The organism is Rathayibacter sp. AC451 (assembly GCF_979253095.1).
In genome coordinates this window covers 1,578,435-1,602,452 of the sequence record NZ_CEEDBD010000001.1, presented here as the reverse complement: position 1 = coordinate 1,602,452, position 24,018 = coordinate 1,578,435, and the positions used below count along the sequence as shown (strand labels likewise).

Below are 24,018 nucleotides of genomic sequence, written 5' to 3'. Positions count from 1 at the left end.
GGATGGTCGATGACGCCGCACCCCGAGAGACTCCGATCGACGAGCGAGGCCTCACGGTCGGCGCCCGCAAGCACCGTGCGGTCGGCATCCCCGGAGTCGCGCACGCCCTGCAGATCTCGATGAAGCAGATGGGTCCGCTGCGCAGCGCCGAGACGTTGCTCCGCGTGAACCAGAAGACCGGCTTCGACTGCCCCGGGTGCGCCTGGCCCGAGGCCGACAAGCGCCACGTCGCCGAGTTCTGCGAGAACGGGGCGAAGGCGGTGGCCGAGGAGGCGACCCTCCGCACCGTCACCCCGGCCTTCTTCGCGCAGCACTCGCTCGCCGAGCTCGAGACCTGGGACGACTTCGCCCTCGGCCAGCAGGGCCGCCTCACCGAGCCGATGCTGCTCGAGGAGGGCGCGACCCACTACCGCCCGATCGGCTGGGACCAGGCGCTCGACCTCGTCGCCGAGGAGCTGCGCGCCTGCGCGAGCCCGGACGAGGCGATCTTCTACACCTCCGGCCGCACCTCCAACGAGGCCGCTTTCGTCTACCAGCTGCTGGTGCGCGGCTTCGGCACCAACAACCTCCCCGACTGCTCGAACATGTGCCACGAGTCCAGCGGGTCCGCGCTGACCGAGACGATCGGCATCGGCAAGGGGTCGGTCAGCCTCCGCGACATCGAGCGCGCGCCGCTGATCATCGTCGCCGGGCAGAACCCGGGCACGAACCACCCGCGCATGCTCACCTCGCTCGAGCGCGCGAAGCGGGCCGGTAGCACGATCGTGGCGATCAACCCGCTGCCCGAGGCGGGACTGCTCCGCTTCGACAACCCGCAGACCGTGCGCGGCACGATCGGCGGAGGCACCGCCCTCGCCGACCACTTCCTGCAGGTCCGGCTCGGCGGTGACCAGGCCCTGTTCCAGGGCTTCGGCAAGGCGCTGCTCGACCTCGAGGAGTTGCGCGGCGGGGTGTTCGACCGCGCGTTCATCGAGCAGAGCACCGACGGGCTCGAGGCCTACCTCGACGAGCTGCGCGGCGCCGAGTGGTCCGAGATCGAGGTCGGCAGCGGGATCGACGAGGCGCGGATCCGCGCGATCGCCGAGCTGATCGCCGCGTCCGAGGGCACGATCGTCTGCTGGGCGATGGGACTCACCCAGCACCGCCACTCCGTCGCCACGCTCAAGGACGTCGTGAACGTGCTGCTGCTCACCGGCAGCATCGGCAAGCCCGGCGCGGGCGTCTGCCCCGTCCGCGGCCACTCCAACGTGCAGGGCGACCGCACGATGGGCATCTTCGAGCGGATGCCGGACGTCTTCCACGACCGGCTCGACGCGGAGTTCTCGTTCTCGTCGCCGCGGAAGCACGGCACCGACACCGTCGCGGCGATCCGCGCCATGCGCGACGGAGCGGCGCGGGTCTTCATGGGACTCGGCGGCAACTTCGCGCGCGCCACCCCCGACACCGCCGTGACCGAGGCGGCGATGCGCTCGCTCGCGCTCACCGTGCACGTGTCGACCAAGCTGAACCGCTCGCACGTCGTCACCGGGCGCCGGGCACTGATCCTGCCGACGCTCGGCCGCACCGACGCGGACGTCCGTGCCACGGGGGAGCAGCGGGTCACGGTCGAGGACTCGATGAGCGCCGTGCACGCCTCGCGCGGTCGCCTCGCTCCGCCGAGCGAGCACCTGCGCTCCGAGGTGGCGATCCTCACCGGGATCGCGGAGCGGCTGCTCGCGGGTCGCGAGAACGCCCCGGTCGTCGACTGGGCGGCACTGCGCGAGGACTACCGCCTCATCCGCGGGCACATCGCGAACGTCGTCCCCGGATTCGAGGACTTCGAAGCGCGGGTGAGCGCCCCCGGCGGCTTCGTCCTCCCGCATCCGCCGCGCGACGAGCGCCGCTTCGAGACGGCGACCGGCCGGGCGCGCTTCACCGCGAACCCGCTCGAGTACCCCCGCGTGCCCGAGGGACGGCTGCTGCTGCAGACCCTGCGCTCGCACGACCAGTTCAACACCACGATCTACGGCCGCGACGACCGCTACCGCGGCATCCACGGCGGGCGGCGCGTGGTCTTCGTGAACGCCTCGGATCTCGCCGCGCTCGGCATCGCCGACGGCGCGATGGTCGACCTCGTGTCGGAGTGGGAGGACGGCGTCGAGCGCCGCGCACCGGAGTTCCGGACCGTCGCCTACGACACCCCGCGCGGCTGCGCGGCCGCCTACTACCCCGAGACCAATGTGCTGGTGCCGCTCGACTCGACCGCCAGGATCAGCGGCACGCCCACGTCGAAGTCGGTCGTCGTCCGGCTCGAGCCCGTCGCCTGACCGCTACCAGGGCAGCGGCAGGAGGCGGACCGGGTCGCCGGCCTGCGCGCCGCCGGCCGGCACCACCGCGACGGCCTCCGAGGCCGCGAGCCCCGTGAGCATGTGCGAGCGGATGCCCGCCGCGGCCCGCCAGCCGCCCTCGCCGCGCGAGACGGGGACGAGCACCGTCGTCGACGGCCTGCCGAGCGGCTCGCCCAGTGTTCCGGTGCCGGGGACGCGCGGCGTCGCTCCGGCCGCGGCGTCGAGCGCCGGGGGCAGGAACGACAGCGCGGCGAGCAGCGCCGCGAGGGGGTTGCCCGGCAGCGCGATCACGAGCGCGCCTCCTGGCAGCACCGCGAGCATCGTCGGGTGACCGGGACGCATGTCGACGCCGTCGACCAGCACCGTGGCTCCTGCGAGGGTCAGTGCTCGCCGCACGGCGTCCGCCCGCGAGCGCCCGGTCCCGCCGGTCGTCAGACGGATCGGCGCCGTCCCCGCCGAGAGCCGCGCGGCGATCGCGTGGTCGTCGTCGCGCAGCCGGTCGACCTCGCCCACCGCTCCGCCGACGCCCTCGACGAACGAGGGGAGGAGCGGGGTGAACGCGTCGCGGACCCGCCCGGCCGCGGGCGCCCCCTCGGTGTCGATCTCGTCGCCGGTGAGGAGGAGGTCGACGAGGCACGGACGACGCACGCCGATGCGGTCGACGCCCGCGACCGCGAGCAGCGCGAGGTGGGCAGGAGTGAGGCGGGTGCCGGCTCCGACCAGCACCGTCCCGGGCGCGGCCTCGTCCCCGGCGCGGCGCACGTGGCGCCCGTGCGGCAGGACCGCCGAGCTCGAGAGCAGGCCGTCGTCGACGCGGCCCTGCTCGGTGGGCACGACCGCGTCGCACCAGTCCGGCACGACGCCGCCGGTGACGATCGGAGCGGCGACCCCGTCCTCGAGCCGCCACGGTCCCGCGCCGCGCACCGCCCAGCCGTCCATCGCCGACGAGTCGTAGTGCGGGAGCGGACGGGTCGTCGCGACGGGTCCGGCGAGCACCGCTCCGCGTGCGGCGAGGAGCGGGACCTCGACGACCGGTCCCATCGCGACCGCCTCGGCGGCGCGCCGCCGGGCGTCGTCCCAGTCGGTCGCCTCGTGCCGGTGCGCGCTCATCCCCTCATTCTGGCCGGGAGCAGGGCGGGGCCCGCATCGCGCGGACCCCGCCGATCGCTCAGCCGAGGTACCCGTTGGGGTTCAGCACGAACTTCTTCGCCGCGCCCTTGTCGAAGTCCGCGTAGCCGCGCGGAGCCTCGTCGAGCGTGATCGCGGTGGCCTGCACCGCGTCCGCGATGTGCACCCGGTCGTGCAGGATCGCCATCATCAGCTGGCGGTTGTACTTCATCACCGGGCACTGGCCCGTGGTGAACGACAGCGACTTCGCCCAGCCCAGACCCAGCCGGATCGAGAGCGAGCCCTCCTTCGCCGCGTCGTCCACTCCGCCCGGGTCGCCCGTGACGTAGAGGCCCGGGATGCCGAGGGCGCCACCCGCCGCCGTGATCGACATCAGCGAGTTCAGCACCGTCGCCGGAGCCTCCTGATGCGAATCGGGTCCGTTGCCGTGCGCTTCGAAGCCGACGGCGTCGACTCCGCAGTCGACCTCCGGCACGCCGAGGATCTGCTCGATCTGCCCGGCCGGGTCGCCCTTGGAGACGTCGACGGTCTCGCAGCCGAAGGAGCGCGCCTGGGCGAGCCGCTCCTCGTTGAGGTCCGCGACGATGACGACGGCGGCTCCCAGCAGCTGCGCGCCGACGGCCGCGGCGAGGCCCACCGGACCGGCGCCTGCGACGTAGACGGTGGAGCCGACGCCGACGCCCGCGGTGACCGCGCCGTGGAAGCCGGTCGGGAAGATGTCCGAGAGCATCGTGAGATCGAGGATCTTCTCGAGCGCCTGGTCGCGGTCCGGGAACACGAGCAGGTTCCAGTCCGCGTAGGGCACCATCACGTACTCGGCCTGCCCGCCGACCCAGCCGCCCATGTCGACGTAGCCGTAGGCGCTGCCCGGGCGGTCCGGGTTCACGTTCAGGCAGATGCCGGTCTTGCGCTCCTTGCAGTTGCGGCAGCGGCCGCAGGCGATGTTGAACGGCACCGAGACGATGTCGCCGACCTTCACGAACTCGACGTCGGGCCCGACCTCGACGACCTCGCCGGTGATCTCGTGCCCGAGCACGAGGTCGGACGGGGCGGTCGTGCGACCGCGGACCATGTGCTGGTCCGATCCGCAGATGTTGGTGGACACGGTGCGCAGGATCGCGCCGTGCGGCAGCTTCCGGCCGATGTTGGCCGGATTGACGCCCGGACCGTCCTTCAGCTCGAAGGTCGGGTAGTCGATGTCGATGACCTCGACGACTCCGGGGGACTTGTAGGCGACGGCTCTGTTGCCCGACATGGGTGCTCCTTCAGCGCAGCGACCGCGGAGCGCTCGCCCCGCGGGAGTCCCTGGCGCCGCGCGGTGGTCCGGCCGCGGCGTCGGGGCCCGATCGCACCGTACGCCCGGAGTCTGGAGCGGGATCGAGCCTCGGGGAGTACGGTGTCAGGAGTCGTGCGCGCGGTCCCGGATCGCGCCGCTCGCGGTGGCCAGCGCGGTGGCGAGCGCCTCCGCCCCGCCGCCCTGCAGGCCCGCCGCGTACCCCGCGAGGAACGTCGTCAGCGGAGCCGCCGGACGCACGATCCCGTGCGCGGCGTCGCCCGCCAGCGCGAGCAGCGCGTCGCGCCCGATCGGCACCTCGTCCAGTCCCAGCGCGGTGCACAGCTCGTCCCACCACTCGCGGAGCACGTCGTCGGTGGGCCGGTCGTCCGTCGTCTCGTTCATCCGCTCAGTCTGACGGGACGGACGGCGGCACGTCGATGCCGTGCCGCCGGGCGTCGTCCGGGCCGTCGACGTCGGCGGTGGCCTCGGCGGGGACGGCGACGAGTGCGACCGCGAGATGGCGCAGGAGCGCGCGCACCGAGGCTCCGTCCGGGGTGCCGAGCGCGTCGAGCGCCCGGACGAGCGACCGCGTCCTGTGCACGCCCAGCAGCTGCTGGGCCCGGCCCTCGGCGTCGACGGCGAGGACGGAGTCGGAGTCGGCGCTCGCGGCCTCCGCGAGCAGCCGCTGGACGGCGGCGGCGGGCGCGACCAGGTCCGCGGCGAGAACGAGCACCCACTCCGGGGCGGCGGGCCGCAGGAGCCGGGGGAGTGCGGCGGCGAGCCCCGCGACCGGCCCGCCGAACGGGGGATCCTCCTGGACCAGCAGCGCCGTCCCGGCCTCCGGAGCCAGCTGCGCCGGCCCGGCGACGACGGTCCGCTCGGCGCCCTCGACGGCCGCCAGCACCGTGGCGAGCAGGGTCGCCCCGCTGTGCACCAGGAGCGGCTTGGTCGCACCGCCGAGGCGGCGCGCGCGCCCGCCGGCGAGCACGACGGCGTCGAAGCGGGGGAGGGGCGCGGGGTCCGTCACGCTCCGAGGCTACGCGGGGCCCCGCCTCGGCCGACCCCGCTCCGGTGTCGGAGGTCGCGGCTACTCTGTACGGGTGGTAGCAGCCCTGTATCGCCGGTACCGGCCCGAGACGTTCGCCGAGATGATCGGCCAGTCGCAGGTGACCGATCCGCTCATGACGGCCCTGCGCACCAACCGCGTCAATCACGCCTATCTCTTCAGTGGTCCGCGCGGCTGCGGCAAGACCACGTCGGCCCGCATCCTCGCCCGCTGCCTGAACTGCGCGCAGGGTCCGACCGACACGCCCTGCGGCGTCTGCGACAGCTGCGTCGAGCTCAGCCGCGAGGGCCAGGGCTCGCTCGACGTCGTCGAGATCGACGCCGCGAGCCACAACGGAGTCGACGACGCGCGCGACATCCGCGAGCGCGCGGTGTTCGCCCCGGCCCGCGACCGCTTCAAGATCTTCATCCTCGACGAGGCCCACATGGTCACGCCGCAGGGCTTCAACGCGCTGCTCAAGATCGTCGAGGAGCCGCCGGAGCACGTGAAGTTCATCTTCGCGACGACCGAGCCCGACAAGGTGATCGGCACCATCCGCTCGCGCACCCACCACTACCCGTTCCGCCTCGTCCCGCCCGCGCAGATGCTCGACTACACGCAGGAGCTCTGCGAACGCGAGGGCGTCGGAGTCGCGGCGGGCGTCCTGCCCCTCGTGGTCCGCGCGGGCGGCGGCTCGGTCCGCGACACGCTGTCCCTGCTCGATCAGCTGATGGCCGGGTCCGAGGACAGCACCGTCGAGTACGAGCGCGCCGTGGCGCTGCTCGGCTACACCCACGGCGCCCTCCTCGACGAGGTGATCGACGCGCTCGCCGAGCACGACTCCGCCGAGGCGTTCGGAGCGGTCGACCGGGTCATCCAGACCGGTCAGGACCCGCGGCGCTTCGTCGACGACCTCCTCGAGCGGCTCCGAGACCTCATCGTCGTCGCCGCCACCGGAGCGGCGGCCGCCGCGGTGCTGCGCGGCGTCTCGCAGGACGAGCTCGACCGCATGGCGGGCCAGGCCCGGGCGCTCGGCCTCGCCGAGCTCTCCCGCGTCGCCGACCTCGTCAACGACGCCCTCACCGAGATGACCGGCGCCACCTCGCCGCGCCTGCACCTCGAGCTGATGATCGCGCGCGCCCTGGTGCTGGGTGGCGCCCCGTCGGCGGGCGAGCGCCCGCAGGAGGCCGCCCGCCCGCAGGAGGCCGTGCGCCCGCAGGCGCCGCGGGCCGCCGATGAGCCGCGCGACCGGGCCCCCGCCGCTCCGGCCCCGATCGCTCCCGCCCACCGCATCGAGCGTCCGGCCGCCGTCATCGCGACGGCCGTCCCGGTCGAGCCGGCGGGGCCCGTGGTGCCCGTCGAGCAGGTTCCGGCGCAGTCCGCCCCCGAGCCCGCCTCCGTTCCCACTCCGCCGGCCGACGCCGCTCCCTCCGCCCCGGTCGTGCCGGCCGCCGCCGAGGAGGGTCCGATCACCCTGCAGCGGATGAAGGACAGCTGGCCCGAGATCCTCGAGGTCGTGCAGAAGGCCAGGATGACCGCCTGGCTCGTCGCGTACACCGCCCAGGTCCGCGCGCTGAAGGACGACGTCCTCACGCTGTCCTTCCCGAGCCAGAACGACGTCGACTCCTTCAAGATGGCGGGCACCGCCGGTCAGCCCGGCGTCAGCGAGCACCTCCGGCAGGCGATCCAGCAGGTCCTGGGCCTGCGGGTGAAGTACATCGCCCGCGTCGAGCCGTCGGCGGCCGCTCCCGAGGCCGAGCGCGCCGCGTCCCGCGCGGCTCCGGCGCCCGCCGCCCCGACGGCCTCGGCGGCCCCCGCCCCGGCCCCGGCCGCGACGGACTCCGACGGCTGGGCGACCGTGGCCATCCCCGCGGACCCCGATCCGGCGCCCGCGCCCGCCGAGGCTGCTGCCGCCGCTCCCGCCCCGGCCGCCGCTCCCGCCCCCACGGCCTCAGCGGCTCCCGCCCCGCCGCGCGCGCCCGTCCCGGCTCCCGAGCCCTCCGACGAGGCGCCCCCGTTCGACGAGGAGCCGCCGGAGGAGGACATGCCGCCGGTCGAGCCGCCGATGCCCGACTCCTGGGCCACCGTCGCGCCTCCGGGGGAGCCGACCGCGGCGCCCGCGCCCGAGCCCGTCCGCGGTCCCGCCGCGGCTCCCCCTCGCCGCGAGGCGCCCGCCCGCCCGGTCACGAGGACCACCCGCTCCGCCACCGCTGACGGCCGCCAGCGCTACGGCGAGGCCGTCGTGCGCGAGATCCTCGGCGCCCAGTTCATCGAGGAGCAGCCGCACGTCCCGCGCGGTCCGCGCGTGAGCGGCGCGTGATGCTCCCGTCCCTCCACCCCGTCCGCCCCCACCGAGAGGAGGCGACCGCATGTACGAAGGCATCGTCCAGGAGCTGATCGACGAGCTCGGCCGGCTCCCCGGCATCGGACCCAAGTCCGCGCAGCGCATCGCGTTCCACATCCTGCAGACCGAGACGTTCGACGTGACCCGTCTGGCCGAGATCCTGCTCGAGCTGCGGGGCCGCGTGCACTTCTGCGACATCTGCGGCAACGTGGCCGAGGAGGCGACGTGCGGAATCTGCCGTGATCCGCGCCGCAGCCGCGCCGTCATCTGCGTCGTGGAGGAGGCGAAGGACGTCCCCGCCATCGAGCGCACCCGCGAGTTCCGCGGGCTGTACCACGTGCTCGGCGGCGCGATCAGCCCCATCGACGGCATCGGCCCGGATCAGCTGCGCATCCGCCAGCTCCTGCAGCGACTCGCCGACGGCGAGGTGCAGGAGGTCATCATCGCGACCGATCCCAACCTCGAGGGCGAGGCGACCGCCACCTACCTCTCGCGCATGCTCAGCACCCTCGGCATCCGCATCACCCGCCTCGCCTCGGGCCTGCCCGTCGGCGGCGACCTCGAGTACGCCGACGAGATCACCCTCGGCCGCGCCTTCGAGGGCCGCCGCCTCGTCGAGAACTGACCCAGGAGGAGGCGAGCGTCCCGCCCGACACATGGCCCCTCGCGCATGCGCCCGCCGGTAGACTCCCTCGTCGGGTCGCGACGGCCCCCAGCCACCGACCCGGGAGCAGCACGTGAGCCTGATCGTCCAGAAGTTCGGCGGGTCCTCCGTCGCCGACGCGGAGAGCATCAAGCGCGTCGCGAAGCGGATCGTCGCCACCAAGCAGGCCGGCAACGACGTCGTCGTCGCCGTCTCGGCCATGGGCGACACCACCGACGACCTCCTCGAGCTCGCCCACCAGGTGACCCCCATCCCGGCCCCCCGCGAGCTCGACATGCTCCTCTCCTCGGGCGAGCGCATCTCGATGGCGCTGCTCGCCATGGCCATCAAGAGCATGGGGTACGAGGCCCGCTCGTTCACCGGCAGCCAGGCCGGCATGATCACCGATGCCCAGCACGGCGCCGCGCGCATCGTCGACATCACGCCGGTGCGCCTGCGCGAGGCCCTCGACGAGAACGCGGTCGTCATCGTCGCCGGCTTCCAGGGCTTCAACCGCGACACCAAGGACATCACCACGCTCGGCCGCGGCGGCTCCGACACCACCGCCGTCGCCCTCGCCGCCGGCCTCGGCGCGGACACCTGCGAGATCTACACCGACGTCGACGGCGTCTTCACCGCCGACCCCCGCGTGGTGAAGCGCGCGCGCAAGCTCGACCGCATCTCCAGCGAGGAGATGCTCGAGCTCGCCGCCGCCGGAGCGAAGGTCCTGCACATCCGCGCCGTCGAGTTCGCGCGGAGGCACGGGGTCACGCTCCACGTGCGCTCCTCGTTCAGCCCCAACGAGGGCACCATCGTCTACAACGCCGGAGCAGCCGGCACCGAGAAGGGACAGACCGTGGAAGAGCCCATCATCGCCGGCGTCGCCGCCGACCTGAACGAGGCCAAGATCACCGTGGTCGGCGTGCCCGACATCCCGGGGAAGGCCGCTCAGATCTTCACCATCGTCGCGAAGACCGGATCGAACATCGACATGATCGTGCAGAACGTGTCGGCCGCCTCGACCGGGCTCACCGACATCTCCTTCACGCTGCCCAAGGCCGACGGGCAGACGGTCCTCATGGCGCTCAACGCCGAGAAGGACGACGTCGGCTTCCAGGCGCTCCAGTACGACGACCAGATCGCGAAGCTCGCGCTCGTGGGCGCCGGCATGCGCACCAACGCGGGAGTCTCGGCCAAGCTCTTCCGCTCGCTCTTCGAGGCGGGCATCAACATCGAGATGATCTCGACCAGCGAGATCCGCATCTCGGTCGTCACGCGCGCCGACACGGTGAACGAAGCGCTGCGCGTCGTGCACACCGCCTTCGGGCTCGACGGCGAGGACGACGCGGTCGTCTACGCCGGCACCGGCCGCTGACGGACACCGACCCCCGCGATCCCGCCGATCGCGCGGTAAACGGGCGCGGAGAGCACTCCCCGCCCGGTACCTTCTCACCGGTACCCGCTCCCGCGGAACCCGACCCTACGAGCGGCGGCTCCGCCGCCCGAACGAAAGAGCAGAGCATGAGCAGCACCCCCCTCCACGTGGGCGTCGTCGGCGCGACCGGACAGGTCGGCAAGGTGATGCGCCGCCTCCTCGAGGAGCGCGACTTCCGGATCGCCTCGATCCGCTTCTTCGCCACCGCGCGCTCAGCCGGGACGACCCTGCCGTTCCGCGGCGAGGACGTCGTCGTGGAGGACGTCGAGACGGCCGACCCGTCGGGCCTGGACATCGCGCTCTTCTCGGCCGGAGCGACCGGCTCCCGGGCGCAGGCCCCGCGCTTCGCGGCCGCCGGTGCCCTCGTGATCGACAACTCCAGCGCCTGGCGCATGGACCCCGAGGTCCCGCTCGTCGTCAGCGAGGTCAACCCGCACGCGATCGACCAGGCCGTCAAGGGCATCATCGCCAACCCCAACTGCACGACGATGGCCGCGATGCCGATCCTGAAGGTGCTCGACGCCGAGGCCGGGCTCACCCGCCTGATCGTCAGCACCTACCAGGCCGTCTCGGGCAGCGGTCTCGCCGGGGCGAACGAGCTCGCCGGCCAGGCGAAGGCGGCCGTCGCCGATGAGCGCCTCCTCGACCTGGTGCACGACGGCTCGGCCGTCGCGTTCCCGGACCCGGCCGTCTACGTCGCTCCGATCGCCTTCGACGTCATCCCCTTCGCGGGCAACCTGGTCGAGGACGGCCTGAACGAGACCGACGAGGAGAAGAAGCTCCGCAACGAGAGCCGCAAGATCCTCGAGCTGCCGGGCCTGCTCGTCTCCGGCACCTGCGTCCGCGTCCCCGTGTTCACCGGCCACTCGCTCTCGGTGAACGCCGAGTTCTCGCGCGAGCTCACTCCGGAGCGCGCCCGCGAGCTGCTCGCCGACGCTCCCGGAGTGGTGCTGCGCGAGGTGCCGACGCCCCTCGTGGCCGCCGGCACCGACCCGAGCTACGTCGGCCGGATCCGCGCCGACGAGGGCGCCCCCGAGGGTCGCGGTCTCGCGTTCTTCATCAGCAACGACAACCTGCGCAAGGGCGCCGCCCTGAACGCCGTGCAGATCGCCGAGCTGATCGCCGCGCGTCCCGCCGCCTCCTGACGGCTCGGCGGCGCCGTCCGGGCCGAGCGGACCGCTCGACTCCGCGCGGTGCCGCCGGCCTCCGCGTCGAAAAGCCGCGAATTTGATGACGGTGCGGCCCCCCGTCCGGGCTGCCGACCCTTCCGCGACGGTAAACTCGATTCTCGTGAACTCCTCGGAACCGGTCGACGTCGCCCTCATCGGAGGGGGCATCATGAGCGCCACGCTCGGAGCCCTCCTGACCACGCTCCAGCCCGACTGGACGATCGCCGCCTACGAGCGCCTCGGCGACGTCGCGCAGGAGTCCTCGAACCCCTGGAACAACGCCGGAACGGGTCACGCCGCCCTCTGCGAGCTGAACTACATGCCCGAGGCGGCCGACGGCTCCGTCGACCCCGCCAAAGCGATCCAGATCAACGAGCAGTTCCAGATCTCGCGCCAGTTCTGGGCGAGCCTCGTCGAGGCCGGCGCGATCCGCGAGCCCTCGAGCTTCATCAACGCCGCTCCGCACATGACGTTCGTGCACGGCGAGGCCAACGTCGAGTACCTCCGCAAGCGCTACGAGGCGCTGAAGGACCAGCCCCTCTTCGCAGGCATGGAGTTCACGGAGAGCATCAAGACGATCCACGAGTGGGCCCCCCTGCTGATGGAGCAGCGCCCCGCAGGCGGTGGACCCTACGCGGCGACCCGCATCCCGGCGGGCACGGACGTCGACTTCGGCGCGCTCACCCACCAGCTGTTCGATCACGTGGTCGGCAACGGAGGCACGCTCGACACCGGCCACGAGGTCACGAACATCAGCCGCCGCAAGGACGGACTCTGGCAGCTCGATCTCAAGCAGCTCGTGGGCAGCACGCCCAAGCGCGTGCTCGCCCGCTTCGTCTTCGTCGGCGCCGGCGGTGGAGCGCTGCACCTGCTGCAGAAGTCCGGGATCCCCGAGATCAAGGGCTTCGGCGGCTTCCCGATCTCGGGCCAGTTCCTCCGCACCGACAACCCCGAGATCGTCGCCCGCCACCAGGCGAAGGTCTACGGCAAGGCCGCCGTGGGCGCCCCGCCGATGTCGGTGCCGCACCTCGACACCCGCGTCGTCGACGGTGAGGCGTCGCTGCTCTTCGGGCCCTACGCCGGATTCACGCCCAAGTTCCTCAAGCGCGGCTCGTGGCTCGACCTGCCGCTCTCGATCCGCCCGCACAACATCGGGCCGATGCTCGCGGTCGCCCGCGACAACCTCGACCTGATGAAGTACCTCCTCGGCGAGGTCGTCGCCGGCCGCGGCAAGAAGATGAAGGCGCTCCGCGAGTTCCTGCCCACCGCCCGCTCCGAGGACTGGTACCTGATCACCGCCGGTCAGCGCGTCCAGGTGATGAAGAAGGACGAGAAGAAGGGCGGAGTGCTGCAGTTCGGCACCGAGGTCATCACCGGGGGCGAGGGCACCATCGCCGGCCTCCTCGGCGCCTCGCCCGGGGCGTCGACCGCCGTGCCGATCATGCTCGACGTGCTGAAGCGCTGCTTCCCGGACGAGCTGAAGGGCTGGGAGCCGCGCCTCCGCTCGCTCATCCCGAGCTACGGCTCGACCCTGAACGACGCTCCGGAGGCGGCCGAGCGCACGGTCGCGGCGACGGCCGAGACGCTGGCCCTGGGCGCCTCGGTCTGAGCTCCGCTCTCCGCGGCCGGTCGCGATCCCGCGCCGATCGGCCCGGAGAGTTCGAACATATGTTCTAATTGCTCCATGAGGTGGAGCGGGCAGTCGATGAGCGCGGCCGACGAGAGCGCCCTGCCCGGCCTCGTGCGGCTGACGGATCTCGTGCGGACGACCCGCACCCCCGAGTTCGACGGCATCACGTTCTACGAGGTGCTGGCGAAGTCGGCGCTCAACCGGGTGCACACGTCGTCCAAGATGCCGTTCGGCTGGACCATCAACCCGATGCGCGGGTGCACCCACGCCTGCACCTACTGCTTCGCCCGCCCGACCCACGAGTACCTCGAGTTCGACGGCGGCCGCGACTTCGACTCCCAGATCGTGGTGAAGGTCAACGTCGCCGAGGTGCTCACGCGCGAGCTCGCCCGGCCGAGCTGGGAGCGCCATCCGGTGGCCCTGGGCACCAACACCGATCCGTACCAGCGGGCGGAGGGGCGCTACCGTCTGATGCCGGGCATCATCGCGGCCCTCGCGGCATCCGGCACGCCGCTCTCGATCCTCACCAAGGGCACGCTCCTCCGTCGGGATCTGCCGCTGCTGAAGGAGGCGGCGGAGCACGTCCCCGTCGACCTCGGGGTCTCCATCGCCGTCTACGACGAGGACCTCCAGCGCTCCGTCGAGCCCGGTGCGCCCACCGCCGCGGCCAGACTCGCCACGGTCACCGCCGCGCGCGAGGCCGGATTCGACTGCTCGGTGTTCCTGATGCCGATCCTCCCGTTCCTCACCGACACGACGGCCCATCTGGACGCGTCGCTGCGGGCGTGCCGCGAGGCGGGGGCGACGTCGATCCTGTACTCCACGCTCTACCTCAAGCCCGGGGTGAAGGAGTGGTTCCTCCAGTGGCTGGCGCACGAGCACCCCGAGCTGCTCGACCGCTACCGCTCCCTCTATCCCGGCGGCTCGGCCTACGCCCCGAAGGAGTACCGGCGCTGGCTGGCCGATCGCATCCGCCCTCTGATGCGCGCCCACCGCCTCGAACAGGGGGAGGGAGGATCCGGCGACCGGCTCCGTGCGCTCTTCCGGTCTCGGGATGCTGAAGGTGCTCGGCGGCGACCGTCGGCCGCTCCAGCACGGCGGCCTGCTCGCCGAGGAGCTCGGAGCCGAGCGTGCGGCGATCCTGCCGGGAGTCGGTCAGCCGACCCTCTTCTGACCCCCGTCGCGCCGATAGGATCGACCCATGGTGACCCGCTCCGGCGAGCCCTCGCCCGGCTCCTCCGCTCGGAGCGCCGACGACGAGCCCCGCCGCGCCGTGCGCCTCGGGATCCTCGACGACCACGAGCTCCTCCTCGACAGCATGAGCAGCTGGATCGCGGCCAACGCGCCCGACTTCGACCTCGTCGTCAGCGCCGGCACCTGGATGGAGCTCGTCACGAGCACCGTGTTCCCGACCCAGGTCGTCATCATGGACTTCGAGCTGAGCGAGCCGATCTCGATCGAGGCGCGGATCCGGACCTGCCGCGCCGCGGGGGCGACCGTGATCGTGCTGTCCGAGCGCGAGGACGACGAGGTCCGCGACCGCTGCCTGCGCGCGGGAGCGGCCAGGCACCTCACCAAGTCCCAGCCCATGCGCGACGTGATGGAGAGTGCGCGCTCCGCGATGGAGATGCGCTCGAACGCCGGATCCGCGACGCAGTGGCGCCCGCTGCCCATCGGGGTCGCGGCGCAGCAGCGCCCGAAGCTGAGCGCGGGGGAGCTGGAGGCGCTCCGGCTGTACGTCGGCGGCTCCAGCACGCCGGAGGTCGCCGCCGCGATGAACGTGCGGTTCGAGACCGCGAAGACCTATCTGCGCCGTGTGCGCCAGAAGTACGCCAAGGTGGGCCGACCCGCGAGCCGCCGGGCGGAGCTCATCCGGCGCGCCGCCGAGGACGGATTCCTCGAGTGAGCCGCGCCCCCCGCACCAGCACCGAGGAGACCTGATGGCCAAGCTGTACTTCCGCTACGGAGCCATGAACAGCGGCAAGAGCACGTCGCTCCTGCAGGCCGCGCACAACTACGAGGAGCGCGGCCACCGCGTCCTGCTGGCCAAGCCGTCGGTCGACACGAAGGGCGAGGAGCTCATCGTGTCGCGACTCGGCGTGACCCGTCCGGTGGACATCCTCTTCCGGCCGGACGAGGACCCGGTGGCCGTCTTCACCGCCGCGCGCGCCCGCACCCTGGCCGAGTCGGCGCGCGATGTGAGCGCCCTCCTCGTCGACGAGGCGCAGTTCCTGCCCGAGTCCCACGTCGACGATCTGCTGCGGATCGCGATCCTCGAGAACGTGCCGGTCCTGGCCTACGGCATCCGCACCGACTTCCGGACCGCCGCGTTCCCGGGCAGCAGGCGCCTCCTCGAGATCGCGCACAGCCTCGAGGAGCTGAAGACGATCTGCCGGTGCGGGCGCAAAGCGATCTTCAACGGGCGCGTCGTGGACGGCCGCTTCGTCTTCGACGGCGACCAGGTCGCCATCGACGGCGCGTCCGTCACCTACGAGTCGCTCTGCGGATCCTGCTACCTGCAGGAGAGCCGCGGCCGGCTGCGCGGCTGAGTCCCCGAGGCATCCTCGCTGTCGCGTCACCCACGCGAAACGAACTAGTGGGTAGCCTTGCGGGCGTGACATCACCGGAAACGGAACTACGCCTTTCGGAGCACGAGGAGAGGTCGGGGGGATCGATGGCGGCGCAGGAGACCACTCCGAAGCGCGGAACGTCCTGGGAGCAGGAGTACCGTCGGCGACTGCTGGCGACGGACATCGTCGCGATCCTCGTCTCCGTCCTCGGCACCCAGCTCTTCTGGTTCGACCTCGACCTGGGCTCCGACGTCGGGTTCAACAACCCCGTCGAGATCCCCATCACGTACGCGTGGGTCTCCGTCATCCTGGTGCTCGGCTGGCTCATCGCCCTGCAGGTATTCGACACCCGCGACCGGCGGATCATCGGCACCGGCTACGCCGAGTACCGGCGCATCGTCGACGCCTCCATCTGGCTGTTCGGCATCGTGGCGATCATCGCCTACCTCCTGCAGATCCTCCTGGCGCGCGGCTACATCGTCACCGCCTTCCCCGCCGGGATCCTCCTCATCTGCGTCGGCCGTCTCTGCTGGCGCGCCTGGCTCACCCGGCAGCGCCGGCAGGGCCGCTTCGCCAACCAGGTCGTGCTCCTGGGCTCGCGGGCGAGCGTCCTGCACACCGCCCGCGAGCTGCGCCGCGGCACCGAGGCGGGCTACAAGCTCGTCGGCGCGGTCTCGACCTCGCCGGGGGAGCGGAAGCACTCCTCGCCGACGACGAGCTGACGGGCCTCGCGGTCCACGGCTTCACCGGGGTCGACGGCGTCCGCGCGGTCATGGATGCGACCGGCGCCGACACGGTGGTCGTCACCAGCTCGGACGAGCTCGCCCCGCAGCGCATCCGCGAGCTCAGCTGGACGCTGGAGCCCGGCCGCGAGCACCTCGTCGTGGCCCCCAGCCTCACCGACATCGGCGGCCCCCGGATCCACACCCGCCCGGTCGCGGGTCTGCCGCTCATCCACGTCGAGACGCCGCGCTTCGACGGGCGCCAGCGCTTCGCCAAGCGCCTCTTCGACATCGCCGCGTCGACGCTCCTGATCATCCTGAGCGCCCCGGTGCTCATCGTCGTCGCCGTCCTCGTCAAGACGACGAGCCCCGGACCGATCCTCTTCCGCCAGGAGCGGATCGGGCTGAACGGCGCCACCTTCGAGATGCTCAAGTTCCGCTCGATGGTGGTCGACGCCGAGGCCCGCCTCGCCTCGCTGGCCGCTCAGCAGCGCGACGAGGGCAACAGCATCCTCTTCAAGATGGCCAAGGACCCGCGCGTCACCAAGGTCGGCGCCGTGCTGCGCCGCTTCAGCCTCGACGAGCTGCCCCAGTTCCTCAACGTCTTCCGCGGCGACATGTCGCTCATCGGACCGCGCCCGCCCCTGGCGCGCGAGGTCGAGCAGTACGAGGAGCACGTGCACCGCCGCTTCCTCATGAAGCCGGGGATCACGGGCCTCTGGCAGGTCAGCGGCCGCTCCAACCTGTCGTGGGAGGACACCGTCCGCCTCGACCTCTACTACGTCGAGAACTGGTCGATGACCGGCGACCTGATCATCCTCTTCAAGACGGCGCGTGCCGTGCTCGCCCGAGACGGCGCGTATTGAGCGGCACGCACCACGCGACTCCGGAGCGGAGCATGGCCGTCTCGGTCCTCGACGTGCCGTTCCGGGTCGTGTTCGGCGGCGGCCTCTCGGACCGGGACGTCGAGCGGATCACCGCCAGCTGGGCGGATTGCCTCGCACCGGCCGGTGGTGACGGGCGGATCGTCCACGCCGATGTCCTGCCCTCCCGCCCCGGCGGTGACGACGTCAGCGTCCTCGCCGGCTCCGTCGCCCAGCTGGAGGAGTCGCTGACCTCGACCCTCACCGTGCAGGCGATCGGCGCCCGCCGTCACGAGCTCCTGATGCTGCACGCCTGCGGCGTCGCCGACGGGTCGGGCAGGGTCCTCGCCTTCGTCGCGGCGTCCGGCACCGGCAAGACCACCATGGCGCGCGCGCTCGGACGCCGGTTCGGCTACGTGACCGACGAGACCGTCGCGGTCGCGGAGGACGGCGCCGTCGTGCCCTATCCCAAGCCGCTGTCGATCAAGCCGCTGACCGGGAGCGCCCCCAAGGCGCAGCTCGCGCCCGGTGGGCTCGGACTCCTGCCCCGTCCCGCCGCGCCCCTCGTGCTCGCCGGAGTGGTCCTGCTGGACCGTCGCCCCGGGGTGGGGGAGCCCTTCCTCGAGCCGGTCGATCCGGTGGAGGCCGTGGACGGCCTCGTGCCGCAGACCTCCTACCTCTCGGCCCGTCCGCGCCCGATCCTGCACCTCGTCGAGACGCTGCGCGCGCTCGGAGGGGTCCGCCGGCTCGTGTACTCGGAGTCCGCGGCGGCGCTCGACCTCGTCGAGCAGCTCTTCTCGTCGCTCGACGTCCCCGCTCCGTCGATCTGGGACGAGGTGCTGGCGCTCCCGCTGCCGGAGCGGGCGGGCGACGAGGCCGACCTCGCGTGCGCACCGGCCGACGACGCGCTCCTCACGCCCTCCGGCGAGCTGCTCGTCTTCTGCGCGGGGACGCTCGTCCGCCTCTCCGGGATCGGCCCGTCCGTCTGGCGCCTCGTCGGCAGTGGAGCCGCCGGGGACGACCTCGTCGCCGCGGTGCTCGCGGACGTCGGCGGTGCACCCGACGGAGTGGACCCGCGGGAGGCCGTCGGCGCGGCGGTCGACGAGCTCGTCGCGCTCGGGGTGATGACGAGGAGGAGTCCCGCACGGCCCACCCCCGACGGGGTGCACACGTGATGCGCCGCGAAACAGCGCGGATACACGGCTGTGTAACAATTCCAGGGCTCACCGTCTCCGACGGTCGCGCCTCGATCCGAACCAGTGAAGGAACTTGACACTGTGGAACTTAGAGACGTCCTCCGACTTCTCCGTGATCACTGGCTGGCGATCGTCGCAGCGATCCTCCTCGGCACCCTGGTGGCCTTCGGCTGGTCCCTGACCCAGAAGCCCCGCTACGTCGCCGACTCCCAGGGCATCGTCTCGGCGAAGGTGGCCGCGGGCGGCGACGAGAGCCAGGCGATCTACTCCCGCCAGATCGCCGACACCGTCGCACGGTCGAGCCTCCAGACCTACCTGCCGCTGGCCACGTCCCGCGACGTGGCCGAGATCGCCATCACGAACCTCGGCCTCGACCTGAGCGCGTCCTCGCTCATCTCGGCGATCACGGTCACCTCCGAGACGACCGCCCCGGTCATGACCGTCCAGGCCACCGCCTCGACGCCCGAGGGTGCGCAGAAGCTCGCCGACGCCTGGGTCTCGGCCCTCGCCACCCGCATCCAGCAGGTCAACCAGGAGACCGGGGTCGGCGACACCGTCGGCCTGTCGGTCGTGCAGTCCGCGGCGCTGCCGAGCTCGCCGGACTTCCCGAACCTCCGTCTCGTCCTCGCCGTCGGCGCGCTCGTCGGCCTCGTGCTCGGGCTCGTCTACGCCTTCGTCCGCAACACGCTCGACCGCCGCATCCGCACCGCCGAGATGGTCGAGCGCCTGTTCGATCTCCCGGTCGTCGGCACGCTCCCCGTCGACAAGCGGCTCAACGAGACCAACCGCATCGTCCCGGAGGCCGACACCACGGACTACGTCGCGTCCGACGGCAAGCACGCGCTCGCCGAGGCGCTCCGCGAGCTGCGCACCAACCTCCAGTTCATGAACGTCGACAGCCCCCCGCGCATCATCGTCGTGACCAGCCCCCTGCCCTCCGACGGCAAGTCGACCGTGACCGCGAACCTCGCCGTCACCCTCGCCGCCTCCGGCCAGCGCACGGTCGTCGTCGACGGCGACCTCCGCAAGCCCACTGTCGCGAAGTCCTTCGGTCTCGTCCCGGGCGTGGGCCTGACCGACCTGCTGATCGGCAAGGCCGAGCTCCAGGACGTCCTGCAGCCGTGGGGCCCCTCCGGCAACCTCTGGATCCTCGGCGCCGGATCGATCCCGCCGAACCCGAGCGAGCTGCTCGGCTCGAACGGGATGGACATCCTGCTGCACGAGATCGCCCGCGAGGCCATCGTCATCGTCGATGCTCCTCCGCTGCTCCCCGTGACCGACGGTGCGATCCTGACGGCCCGCACCGACGGCGCGCTCGTCGTGATCTCGGCGGGGAAGACGACGACGGACGAGCTCGGCAAGGCCATCCAGAACCTCGAGCGCGTCAGCGAGCACACCCTCGGCGTGATCCTCAACCGCGTCCCGCCGCGCGGCCAGGTCGGCCGCGGCTACGGCTACTACTACACGAGCTACTACGGCTCCGAGCGGTCGGGAGCGCGCGCCGAGAACCCGACCGCTCCCGCACCGAGCGCCGTCTGATCGGCCGGGCATGACGTTCCCGGGAGACGACGGATCGCGGCGGGTCCGGCGGGGCTGGCGCCCCTCCGAGCCGGCGGCGGCCTCGGAGGCTCCGGTCTTCACGATCCTGTCCGTCTGCACCGGGAACATCTGCCGCTCGCCGATGGCGGAGCAGCTGCTGCGGCGGTCCCTCGCGGAGGCGACGTCCCCGGCGGGAGGTCCGCTGTTCTCCCTCCGCAGCGCCGGTGTGCAGACGAGGGACGGCTATCCGATGGACCCGATCTCGTCCCGGCTGAGCGCGGAGTACGGCGGCGAGCCCGTCGGCCACTCCAGCGCCAGGCTCTCCGAGGAGCTCGTCGCCGAGGCCGACGTCATGCTGACGATGACCCGCGAGCACCTCGTCGACGCGGCGAGGAGGTTCCCCTCGATCCTCCTGCGCGGCTTCACGCTGCTCGAGTTCGCCCGGGTGCTGCCGTTCGTCATCGCCGAGGTGCCGATCCCGGCCGTCGACGATCCCGCAGTGCGCCTGCGCACCGTCGTCCGGCTCGCCGCGGCCCATCGCGGTCGTGCGCCGAGGGCCGACGGAGGCGACGACATCGACGATCCGATCGGCCGCAGCGAGGCCACGCACGCGCGGGTCGCCGCCGAGATCGCGGGAGCCGTCTCCGACATCTCCCGTGATCTGAGAGCATTGGCGCGGCGGTAGAGCGCTCCTGCGCACCCCGCCGCTCCCCAGAACCTCCCTCTGCCCGCCGTCGCCGACGCGACACCCACCACGTCCACGATTCGGAGAACCCCTGTGAAGCTTTCTGTCATTGGTTGCGGCTACCTCGGTGCCGTCCACGCCGCCGCGATGGCCGAGCTCGGCCACGACGTCATCGGCATCGATGTGGACCAGGCGAAGATCGACGCCCTCGCCGCCGGCACCGCTCCCTTCTTCGAGCCGGGCCTGCCCGAACTCCTGTCCGCGGGCGTCGCCTCCGGTCGACTGCGGTTCTCGACCACCACCGCCGACGCGGCCGGTGCCGCCGTGCACTTCGTCGCGGTGGGCACCCCGCAGAAGCCGGGTGAGAACGCGGCCGACATGCGCTTCGTCGACGCCGCCTTCGAGGGCCTCCTCCCGTACCTCACCCCGGACTCGATCGTGGTCGGCAAGTCGACCGTCCCGGTCGGCACCGCCGCTCGCCTCGCCGAGATGATCGCCCCGACCGGTGCGACGCTCGTCTGGAACCCGGAGTTCCTCCGCGAGGGCTTCGCCGTCCAGGACACCATCAGCCCCGACCGCCTCGTCTACGGAGTCCCGTCCACCGACGCGGGTGCCGCCGCGAAGGCCGTGCTCGACGAGGTCTACGCCACCGCGCTGGCCGCCGACACCCCCCTCGTCGTCACCGATTACGCGACCGCCGAGCTGGTGAAGGTCTCGGCCAACGCCTTCCTCGCGACGAAGATCTCGTTCATCAACGCCATCGCCGAGATCGCCGAGGTCACCGGCGCCGACGTCACGCAGCTCGCCGACGCGATCGGCCACGACGTGCGCATCGGCCGCCGCTTCCTCAACGCCGGCATCGGCTTCGGCGGCGGATGCCTCCCGAAGGACATCCGTGCCTTCTCGGCCCGGGCCGAGGAGCTGGGCGTCGGCGAGTCCGTCGCCTTCCTCAAGGAGGTCGACGCGATCAACCTGCGCCGTCGCCAGCGAGTGGTCGACCTGGTCGCCGAGGGCCTCGGCGGCTCGGTCGAGGGCAAGCGCGTCGCCGTGCTCGGTCTCGCCTTCAAGCCGGAGTCGGACGACGTCCGCGACTCGCCCTCGCTCGACGTCGCGGCCCGCCTCCACGACCTGGGCGCGACCGTGGTCGCCACCGACCCCGAGGCGATCGAGAACGCGAAGCGCCGTTACCCCGACGTCACCTACACGACCGACATCGACGAGGCCCTGCGCGGGGCCGACGCCGTCGTCGTCGTGACCGAGTGGAAGCAGTTCCGCGCGATGGACCCGTCCGTCGTGGGCGACCTCGTGGCCAACCGCTTCGTCGTCGACGGCCGCAACTGCCTCGACCCCGCCGCGTGGCGCGCCGCCGGCTGGGAGTACCGCGGCCTGGGCCGCTGACGCGGAGCACACCACCACGACGCCGGAGGGCGGAGGAGGGCCGGCGCGAGCCGGAGCCCTCCGAGCCCTCCGGCGTCGTCGTGCGTGCGGACCCTCATCGGTCCGCACTCATGCGCGGCCGTGACCGGGCGCGGGGAGATGCGCGAAGGCGAGATCCCACTCCGCCCGTCGCCGTCGCTCCCTGCGGTGCAGGAGGGCGCGCAGGAGCACCCCGAGCAGCGTTCCGAGGGCCGCGCCCATCGTGTTCATCAGGACGTCGTCGGTCCTCGCGTAGCGCGCCTCGAGGAAGAGCAGCTGCCCGGTCTCGATGACGATGCTGGTGACTGCTCCCAGCAGGACGGCGAGCCCGGCCCAGCGGGCCCGGAGGTGCAGGGCCACCAGGAGTCCGAGAGGCACGAAGAGCGCCACGTTCGCGGCGTGCTCGATCAGGTCGTAGTCGACGAACCCGAGGCCCAGGCGGTCGAGCCGGGCGAGGAGGCGCCCGAGGCCGCCCCGCAGCGCGGAGTCGACGGGGACGGGCCAGAACGCTATCGCGGCGAGTGCGCCGAGATAGGGCACGCCGACGGCGACGGTCAGACGGGTGAGGGACCGGGTCACGGTGCTCCTCTCGGAGGGGATCGCCGTGCGGCGACCGAGGACGGACGAGGGCCGGCCCCGTCGACGGTCCTCCAGTCTGCTCCGTCCTCGCCGGGCCCGGGTGCCGAAGCGCGGATCGGCGGCGCATCCGGCGGGAGTCGGCAGTCGGGACTCGGAGCGGGGCGGTGGACCGCAGCGGGATCGGCGCCCCGGGAACGACGAAGCCCGGCCGGATCATGGATCCTGGCCGGGCTTCTCACCGGTCGGGGTAGCGGGATTCGAACCCACGACCTCCTCGTCCCGAACGAGGCGCGCTACCAAGCTGCGCCACACCCCGGTGGAGTGCTCGCACCGCTGACGCGTGCGAACCTCGTCAATGATAGCCGATATTCGCGGCCCGAAAGAACGGCCCGATCGGCGCGACGCGCGGCCGCGCCGGAACGGCTCGATCAGCGCGCGGCCTCGAGGGTGACGAGCGTCACCTCGGGGCGGCAGGCGAAGCGCACCGGCGCGTAGATCGACGTGCCGACCCCTGCCGAGACGTTGAGGTAGGAGCTGCGCAGGCCGTTGTCCCAGGTCGTGAAGCCGGCCACCTTGTCGCGGGGGATGTCGCAGTTGGTCACGAGGGCGCCGAAGCCCGGCACGCACACCTGTCCGCCGTGCGTGTGGCCCGCGAGGATCACCTCGGCGCCGCGCGCGACGAAGTCGTCGAGCACCCGCCGGTAGGGGGCGTGCGCCACTCCGATGCTGACGTCGGCGGATCCCTCCTCGGACGCGCGGAGCTCGTCGACGGCGCCGGCGACGAGATCGATCCGGTCCCGCGAGATGTGCGGGTCGTCGACGCCGAAGAACTCGATCCGGGTGCCGCGCACCTCGATGCTCGTGGCGGTGTTGTTGAGGTCGGTCCAGCCCAGATCGCTGGAGAAGAAGCGGGTCAGCGAGGCGGTGTCGAGATCGCTCTGGTGCGCCTGCGGGTTCTTCGAGGGTCCGCGGAAGTACCGCAGCGGGTTCTTCACCCGGGGGTCGAAGTAGTCGTTGGACCCGTGCACGAAGACTCCCGGGACCCCGGCGAAGGGCTCGAGAGCGCGTCGGATGCCGAGCACGCCGTCGCGGTGCCCGAGGTTGTCGCCCGTGTCGACGACGAGGTCCGGGGCGAGCGCGGCGAGGGAGCGCAGCCACTCCTGCTTCTTCGACTGCCAGGGCGCCATGTGCAGGTCCGAGAGGTGCAGGATGCGCAGCGGCACCGAGCCCTCCGGCAGGACGGGGACGGTGATGCGGCGGACGGTGAACATCGTCCGCTCGATGCCGATCCCCCAGACCGCGGCGGCGGTGCCGGCCGCGGCGACGGTCGCGAGAGCGGTGGTCAGGGGGCGTCGGCTGCGTCCGGTCATGTGTCCTTCTCTCGAGCGTCCTGTCGCGAGGCGCGACCGCGTTCATTCTGCACGACCCCGCCGGGCGCCCGATGCGAGGGG

Annotated in this window: 20 protein-coding genes, 1 tRNA gene and 1 pseudogene; 15 read left to right on the top strand and 7 right to left on the bottom strand. The window is 72.4% G+C overall.

The features are described 5' to 3' along the window. The first annotated feature begins 2 nt into the window (after positions 1-2). Complete coding sequence (locus AC0CID_RS07680; RefSeq protein ID WP_465226328.1) at positions 3-2,306, top strand: FdhF/YdeP family oxidoreductase; 2,304 nt, start codon at positions 3-5, stop codon at positions 2,304-2,306. 3 nt (positions 2,307-2,309) lie between these two features. Here the strand turns inward: AC0CID_RS07680 and AC0CID_RS07675 are convergent, their stop codons facing one another. The 4 genes from AC0CID_RS07675 to mobA all read right to left on the bottom strand — a co-directional run bounded on the left by AC0CID_RS07675 (position 2,310) and on the right by mobA (position 5,758). Beyond that, complete coding sequence (locus AC0CID_RS07675) at positions 2,310-3,437, bottom strand: molybdopterin molybdotransferase MoeA (protein ID WP_465226327.1); 1,128 nt, start codon at positions 3,435-3,437, stop codon at positions 2,310-2,312. 58 nt (positions 3,438-3,495) lie between these two features. Next, the gene (gene fdhA / locus AC0CID_RS07670) at positions 3,496-4,710 is read right to left on the bottom strand and encodes a formaldehyde dehydrogenase, glutathione-independent (protein WP_055791222.1); all 1,215 of its coding nucleotides are present in this window, start codon (positions 4,708-4,710) and stop codon (positions 3,496-3,498) included. A 144-nt stretch (positions 4,711-4,854) separates the two neighbouring features. Continuing rightward, on the bottom strand, positions 4,855-5,133 hold the full coding sequence (locus AC0CID_RS07665; protein WP_465226326.1) for a DUF6457 domain-containing protein: 279 nt from the start codon (positions 5,131-5,133) through the stop codon (positions 4,855-4,857). 4 nt (positions 5,134-5,137) lie between these two features. Further along, the gene (gene mobA, locus AC0CID_RS07660) at positions 5,138-5,758 is read right to left on the bottom strand and encodes a molybdenum cofactor guanylyltransferase (RefSeq protein WP_465226325.1); all 621 of its coding nucleotides are present in this window, start codon (positions 5,756-5,758) and stop codon (positions 5,138-5,140) included. Between the two features lie 73 nt (positions 5,759-5,831). Between mobA and AC0CID_RS07655 the strand changes: the two genes are divergently transcribed. The 14 genes and pseudogenes from AC0CID_RS07655 (at position 5,832) to AC0CID_RS07590 (ending at position 21,970) form a co-directional block, all read left to right on the top strand. Continuing rightward, positions 5,832-8,096, top strand: a complete 2,265-nt coding sequence (locus AC0CID_RS07655; RefSeq protein ID WP_465226324.1) for a DNA polymerase III subunit gamma and tau — start codon at positions 5,832-5,834, stop codon at positions 8,094-8,096. 49 nt (positions 8,097-8,145) lie between these two features. Further along, positions 8,146-8,745 carry a recombination mediator RecR gene (gene recR, locus AC0CID_RS07650; protein WP_104222157.1) on the top strand — a complete coding sequence of 200 codons (600 nt, stop codon included), beginning with the start codon at positions 8,146-8,148 and terminating at the stop codon, positions 8,743-8,745. Between the two features lie 112 nt (positions 8,746-8,857). Continuing rightward, positions 8,858-10,138: an aspartate kinase gene (locus AC0CID_RS07645; RefSeq protein WP_207406796.1), complete on the top strand. Its 1,281-nt coding sequence runs from the start codon at positions 8,858-8,860 to the stop codon at positions 10,136-10,138. A 146-nt stretch (positions 10,139-10,284) separates the two neighbouring features. Beyond that, positions 10,285-11,343: an aspartate-semialdehyde dehydrogenase gene (locus AC0CID_RS07640; RefSeq protein WP_465226323.1), complete on the top strand. Its 1,059-nt coding sequence runs from the start codon at positions 10,285-10,287 to the stop codon at positions 11,341-11,343. Between the two features lie 85 nt (positions 11,344-11,428). Beyond that, positions 11,429-12,976 (top strand): malate:quinone oxidoreductase, encoded by a 1,548-nt coding sequence (locus AC0CID_RS07635; RefSeq protein WP_465226322.1) that lies wholly within the window; start codon positions 11,429-11,431, stop codon positions 12,974-12,976. A 75-nt stretch (positions 12,977-13,051) separates the two neighbouring features. Further along, a pseudogene (locus AC0CID_RS07630) lies at positions 13,052-14,128 on the top strand (Rv2578c family radical SAM protein); the annotation flags it as partial. Between the two features lie 70 nt (positions 14,129-14,198). Further along, positions 14,199-14,903 (top strand): helix-turn-helix domain-containing protein, encoded by a 705-nt coding sequence (locus AC0CID_RS07625; RefSeq protein ID WP_242683368.1) that lies wholly within the window; start codon positions 14,199-14,201, stop codon positions 14,901-14,903. Positions 14,904-14,937: 34 nt separating this feature from the next. Next, a complete protein-coding gene (locus AC0CID_RS07620) occupies positions 14,938-15,546 on the top strand; it encodes a thymidine kinase (protein ID WP_207406805.1) in 609 nt (202 codons plus the stop codon). 125 nt (positions 15,547-15,671) lie between these two features. Continuing rightward, the gene (locus AC0CID_RS07615; protein WP_465226321.1) at positions 15,672-16,289 is read left to right on the top strand and encodes a hypothetical protein; all 618 of its coding nucleotides are present in this window, start codon (positions 15,672-15,674) and stop codon (positions 16,287-16,289) included. A 50-nt stretch (positions 16,290-16,339) separates the two neighbouring features. Beyond that, positions 16,340-17,155 (top strand): sugar transferase, encoded by an 816-nt coding sequence (locus AC0CID_RS07610; RefSeq protein ID WP_465226320.1) that lies wholly within the window; start codon positions 16,340-16,342, stop codon positions 17,153-17,155. 32 nt (positions 17,156-17,187) lie between these two features. Next, complete coding sequence (locus tag AC0CID_RS07605) at positions 17,188-18,327, top strand: hypothetical protein (protein ID WP_465226319.1); 1,140 nt, start codon at positions 17,188-17,190, stop codon at positions 18,325-18,327. A 102-nt stretch (positions 18,328-18,429) separates the two neighbouring features. Next, entirely contained in the window at positions 18,430-19,887 is a 1,458-nt protein-coding gene (locus tag AC0CID_RS07600) for a tyrosine-protein kinase domain-containing protein (RefSeq protein ID WP_465226318.1), read from the top strand. Between the two features lie 10 nt (positions 19,888-19,897). Continuing rightward, on the top strand, positions 19,898-20,572 hold the full coding sequence (locus tag AC0CID_RS07595) for an arsenate reductase/protein-tyrosine-phosphatase family protein (RefSeq protein ID WP_207406812.1): 675 nt from the start codon (positions 19,898-19,900) through the stop codon (positions 20,570-20,572). A gap of 93 nt (positions 20,573-20,665) precedes the next feature. Continuing rightward, positions 20,666-21,970, top strand: coding sequence for a UDP-glucose dehydrogenase family protein (locus AC0CID_RS07590; RefSeq protein ID WP_207406819.1), 1,305 nt, complete (start codon positions 20,666-20,668; stop codon positions 21,968-21,970). Between the two features lie 108 nt (positions 21,971-22,078). On the opposite strand, the gene AC0CID_RS07585 is transcribed toward AC0CID_RS07590, so the two are convergent. The 3 genes from AC0CID_RS07585 to AC0CID_RS07575 form a co-directional block, all read right to left on the bottom strand. After that, positions 22,079-22,567 carry a VanZ family protein gene (locus tag AC0CID_RS07585; protein ID WP_465226317.1) on the bottom strand — a complete coding sequence of 163 codons (489 nt, stop codon included), beginning with the start codon at positions 22,565-22,567 and terminating at the stop codon, positions 22,079-22,081. Positions 22,568-22,809: 242 nt separating this feature from the next. Continuing rightward, positions 22,810-22,883, bottom strand: a tRNA-Pro gene (locus AC0CID_RS07580). Between the two features lie 112 nt (positions 22,884-22,995). Then, positions 22,996-23,937 (bottom strand): metallophosphoesterase, encoded by a 942-nt coding sequence (locus AC0CID_RS07575; RefSeq protein WP_465226316.1) that lies wholly within the window; start codon positions 23,935-23,937, stop codon positions 22,996-22,998. Between the last annotated feature and the right edge of the window lie 81 nt (positions 23,938-24,018).

Excerpts from the sequence above, each read along its gene's own strand:
- AC0CID_RS07680 (WP_465226328.1), top strand. The coding sequence starts at position 3 with ATGGTCGATGACGCCGCACCCCGAGAGACTCCGATCGACGAGCGAGGC.
- AC0CID_RS07675 (WP_465226327.1), bottom strand. The coding sequence starts at position 3,437 with ATGAGCGCGCACCGGCACGAGGCGACCGACTGGGACGACGCCCGGCGG.
- fdhA (WP_055791222.1), bottom strand. The coding sequence starts at position 4,710 with ATGTCGGGCAACAGAGCCGTCGCCTACAAGTCCCCCGGAGTCGTCGAG.
- AC0CID_RS07665 (WP_465226326.1), bottom strand. The coding sequence starts at position 5,133 with ATGAACGAGACGACGGACGACCGGCCCACCGACGACGTGCTCCGCGAG.
- recR (WP_104222157.1), top strand. The coding sequence starts at position 8,146 with ATGTACGAAGGCATCGTCCAGGAGCTGATCGACGAGCTCGGCCGGCTC.
- AC0CID_RS07640 (WP_465226323.1), top strand. The coding sequence starts at position 10,285 with ATGAGCAGCACCCCCCTCCACGTGGGCGTCGTCGGCGCGACCGGACAG.
- AC0CID_RS07635 (WP_465226322.1), top strand. The coding sequence starts at position 11,429 with ATGACGGTGCGGCCCCCCGTCCGGGCTGCCGACCCTTCCGCGACGGTA.
- AC0CID_RS07625 (WP_242683368.1), top strand. The coding sequence starts at position 14,199 with ATGGTGACCCGCTCCGGCGAGCCCTCGCCCGGCTCCTCCGCTCGGAGC.
- AC0CID_RS07620 (WP_207406805.1), top strand. The coding sequence starts at position 14,938 with ATGGCCAAGCTGTACTTCCGCTACGGAGCCATGAACAGCGGCAAGAGC.
- AC0CID_RS07615 (WP_465226321.1), top strand. The coding sequence starts at position 15,672 with ATGGCGGCGCAGGAGACCACTCCGAAGCGCGGAACGTCCTGGGAGCAG.
- AC0CID_RS07610 (WP_465226320.1), top strand. The coding sequence starts at position 16,340 with ATGGATGCGACCGGCGCCGACACGGTGGTCGTCACCAGCTCGGACGAG.
- AC0CID_RS07605 (WP_465226319.1), top strand. The coding sequence starts at position 17,188 with ATGGCCGTCTCGGTCCTCGACGTGCCGTTCCGGGTCGTGTTCGGCGGC.
- AC0CID_RS07595 (WP_207406812.1), top strand. The coding sequence starts at position 19,898 with ATGACGTTCCCGGGAGACGACGGATCGCGGCGGGTCCGGCGGGGCTGG.
- AC0CID_RS07575 (WP_465226316.1), bottom strand. The coding sequence starts at position 23,937 with ATGACCGGACGCAGCCGACGCCCCCTGACCACCGCTCTCGCGACCGTC.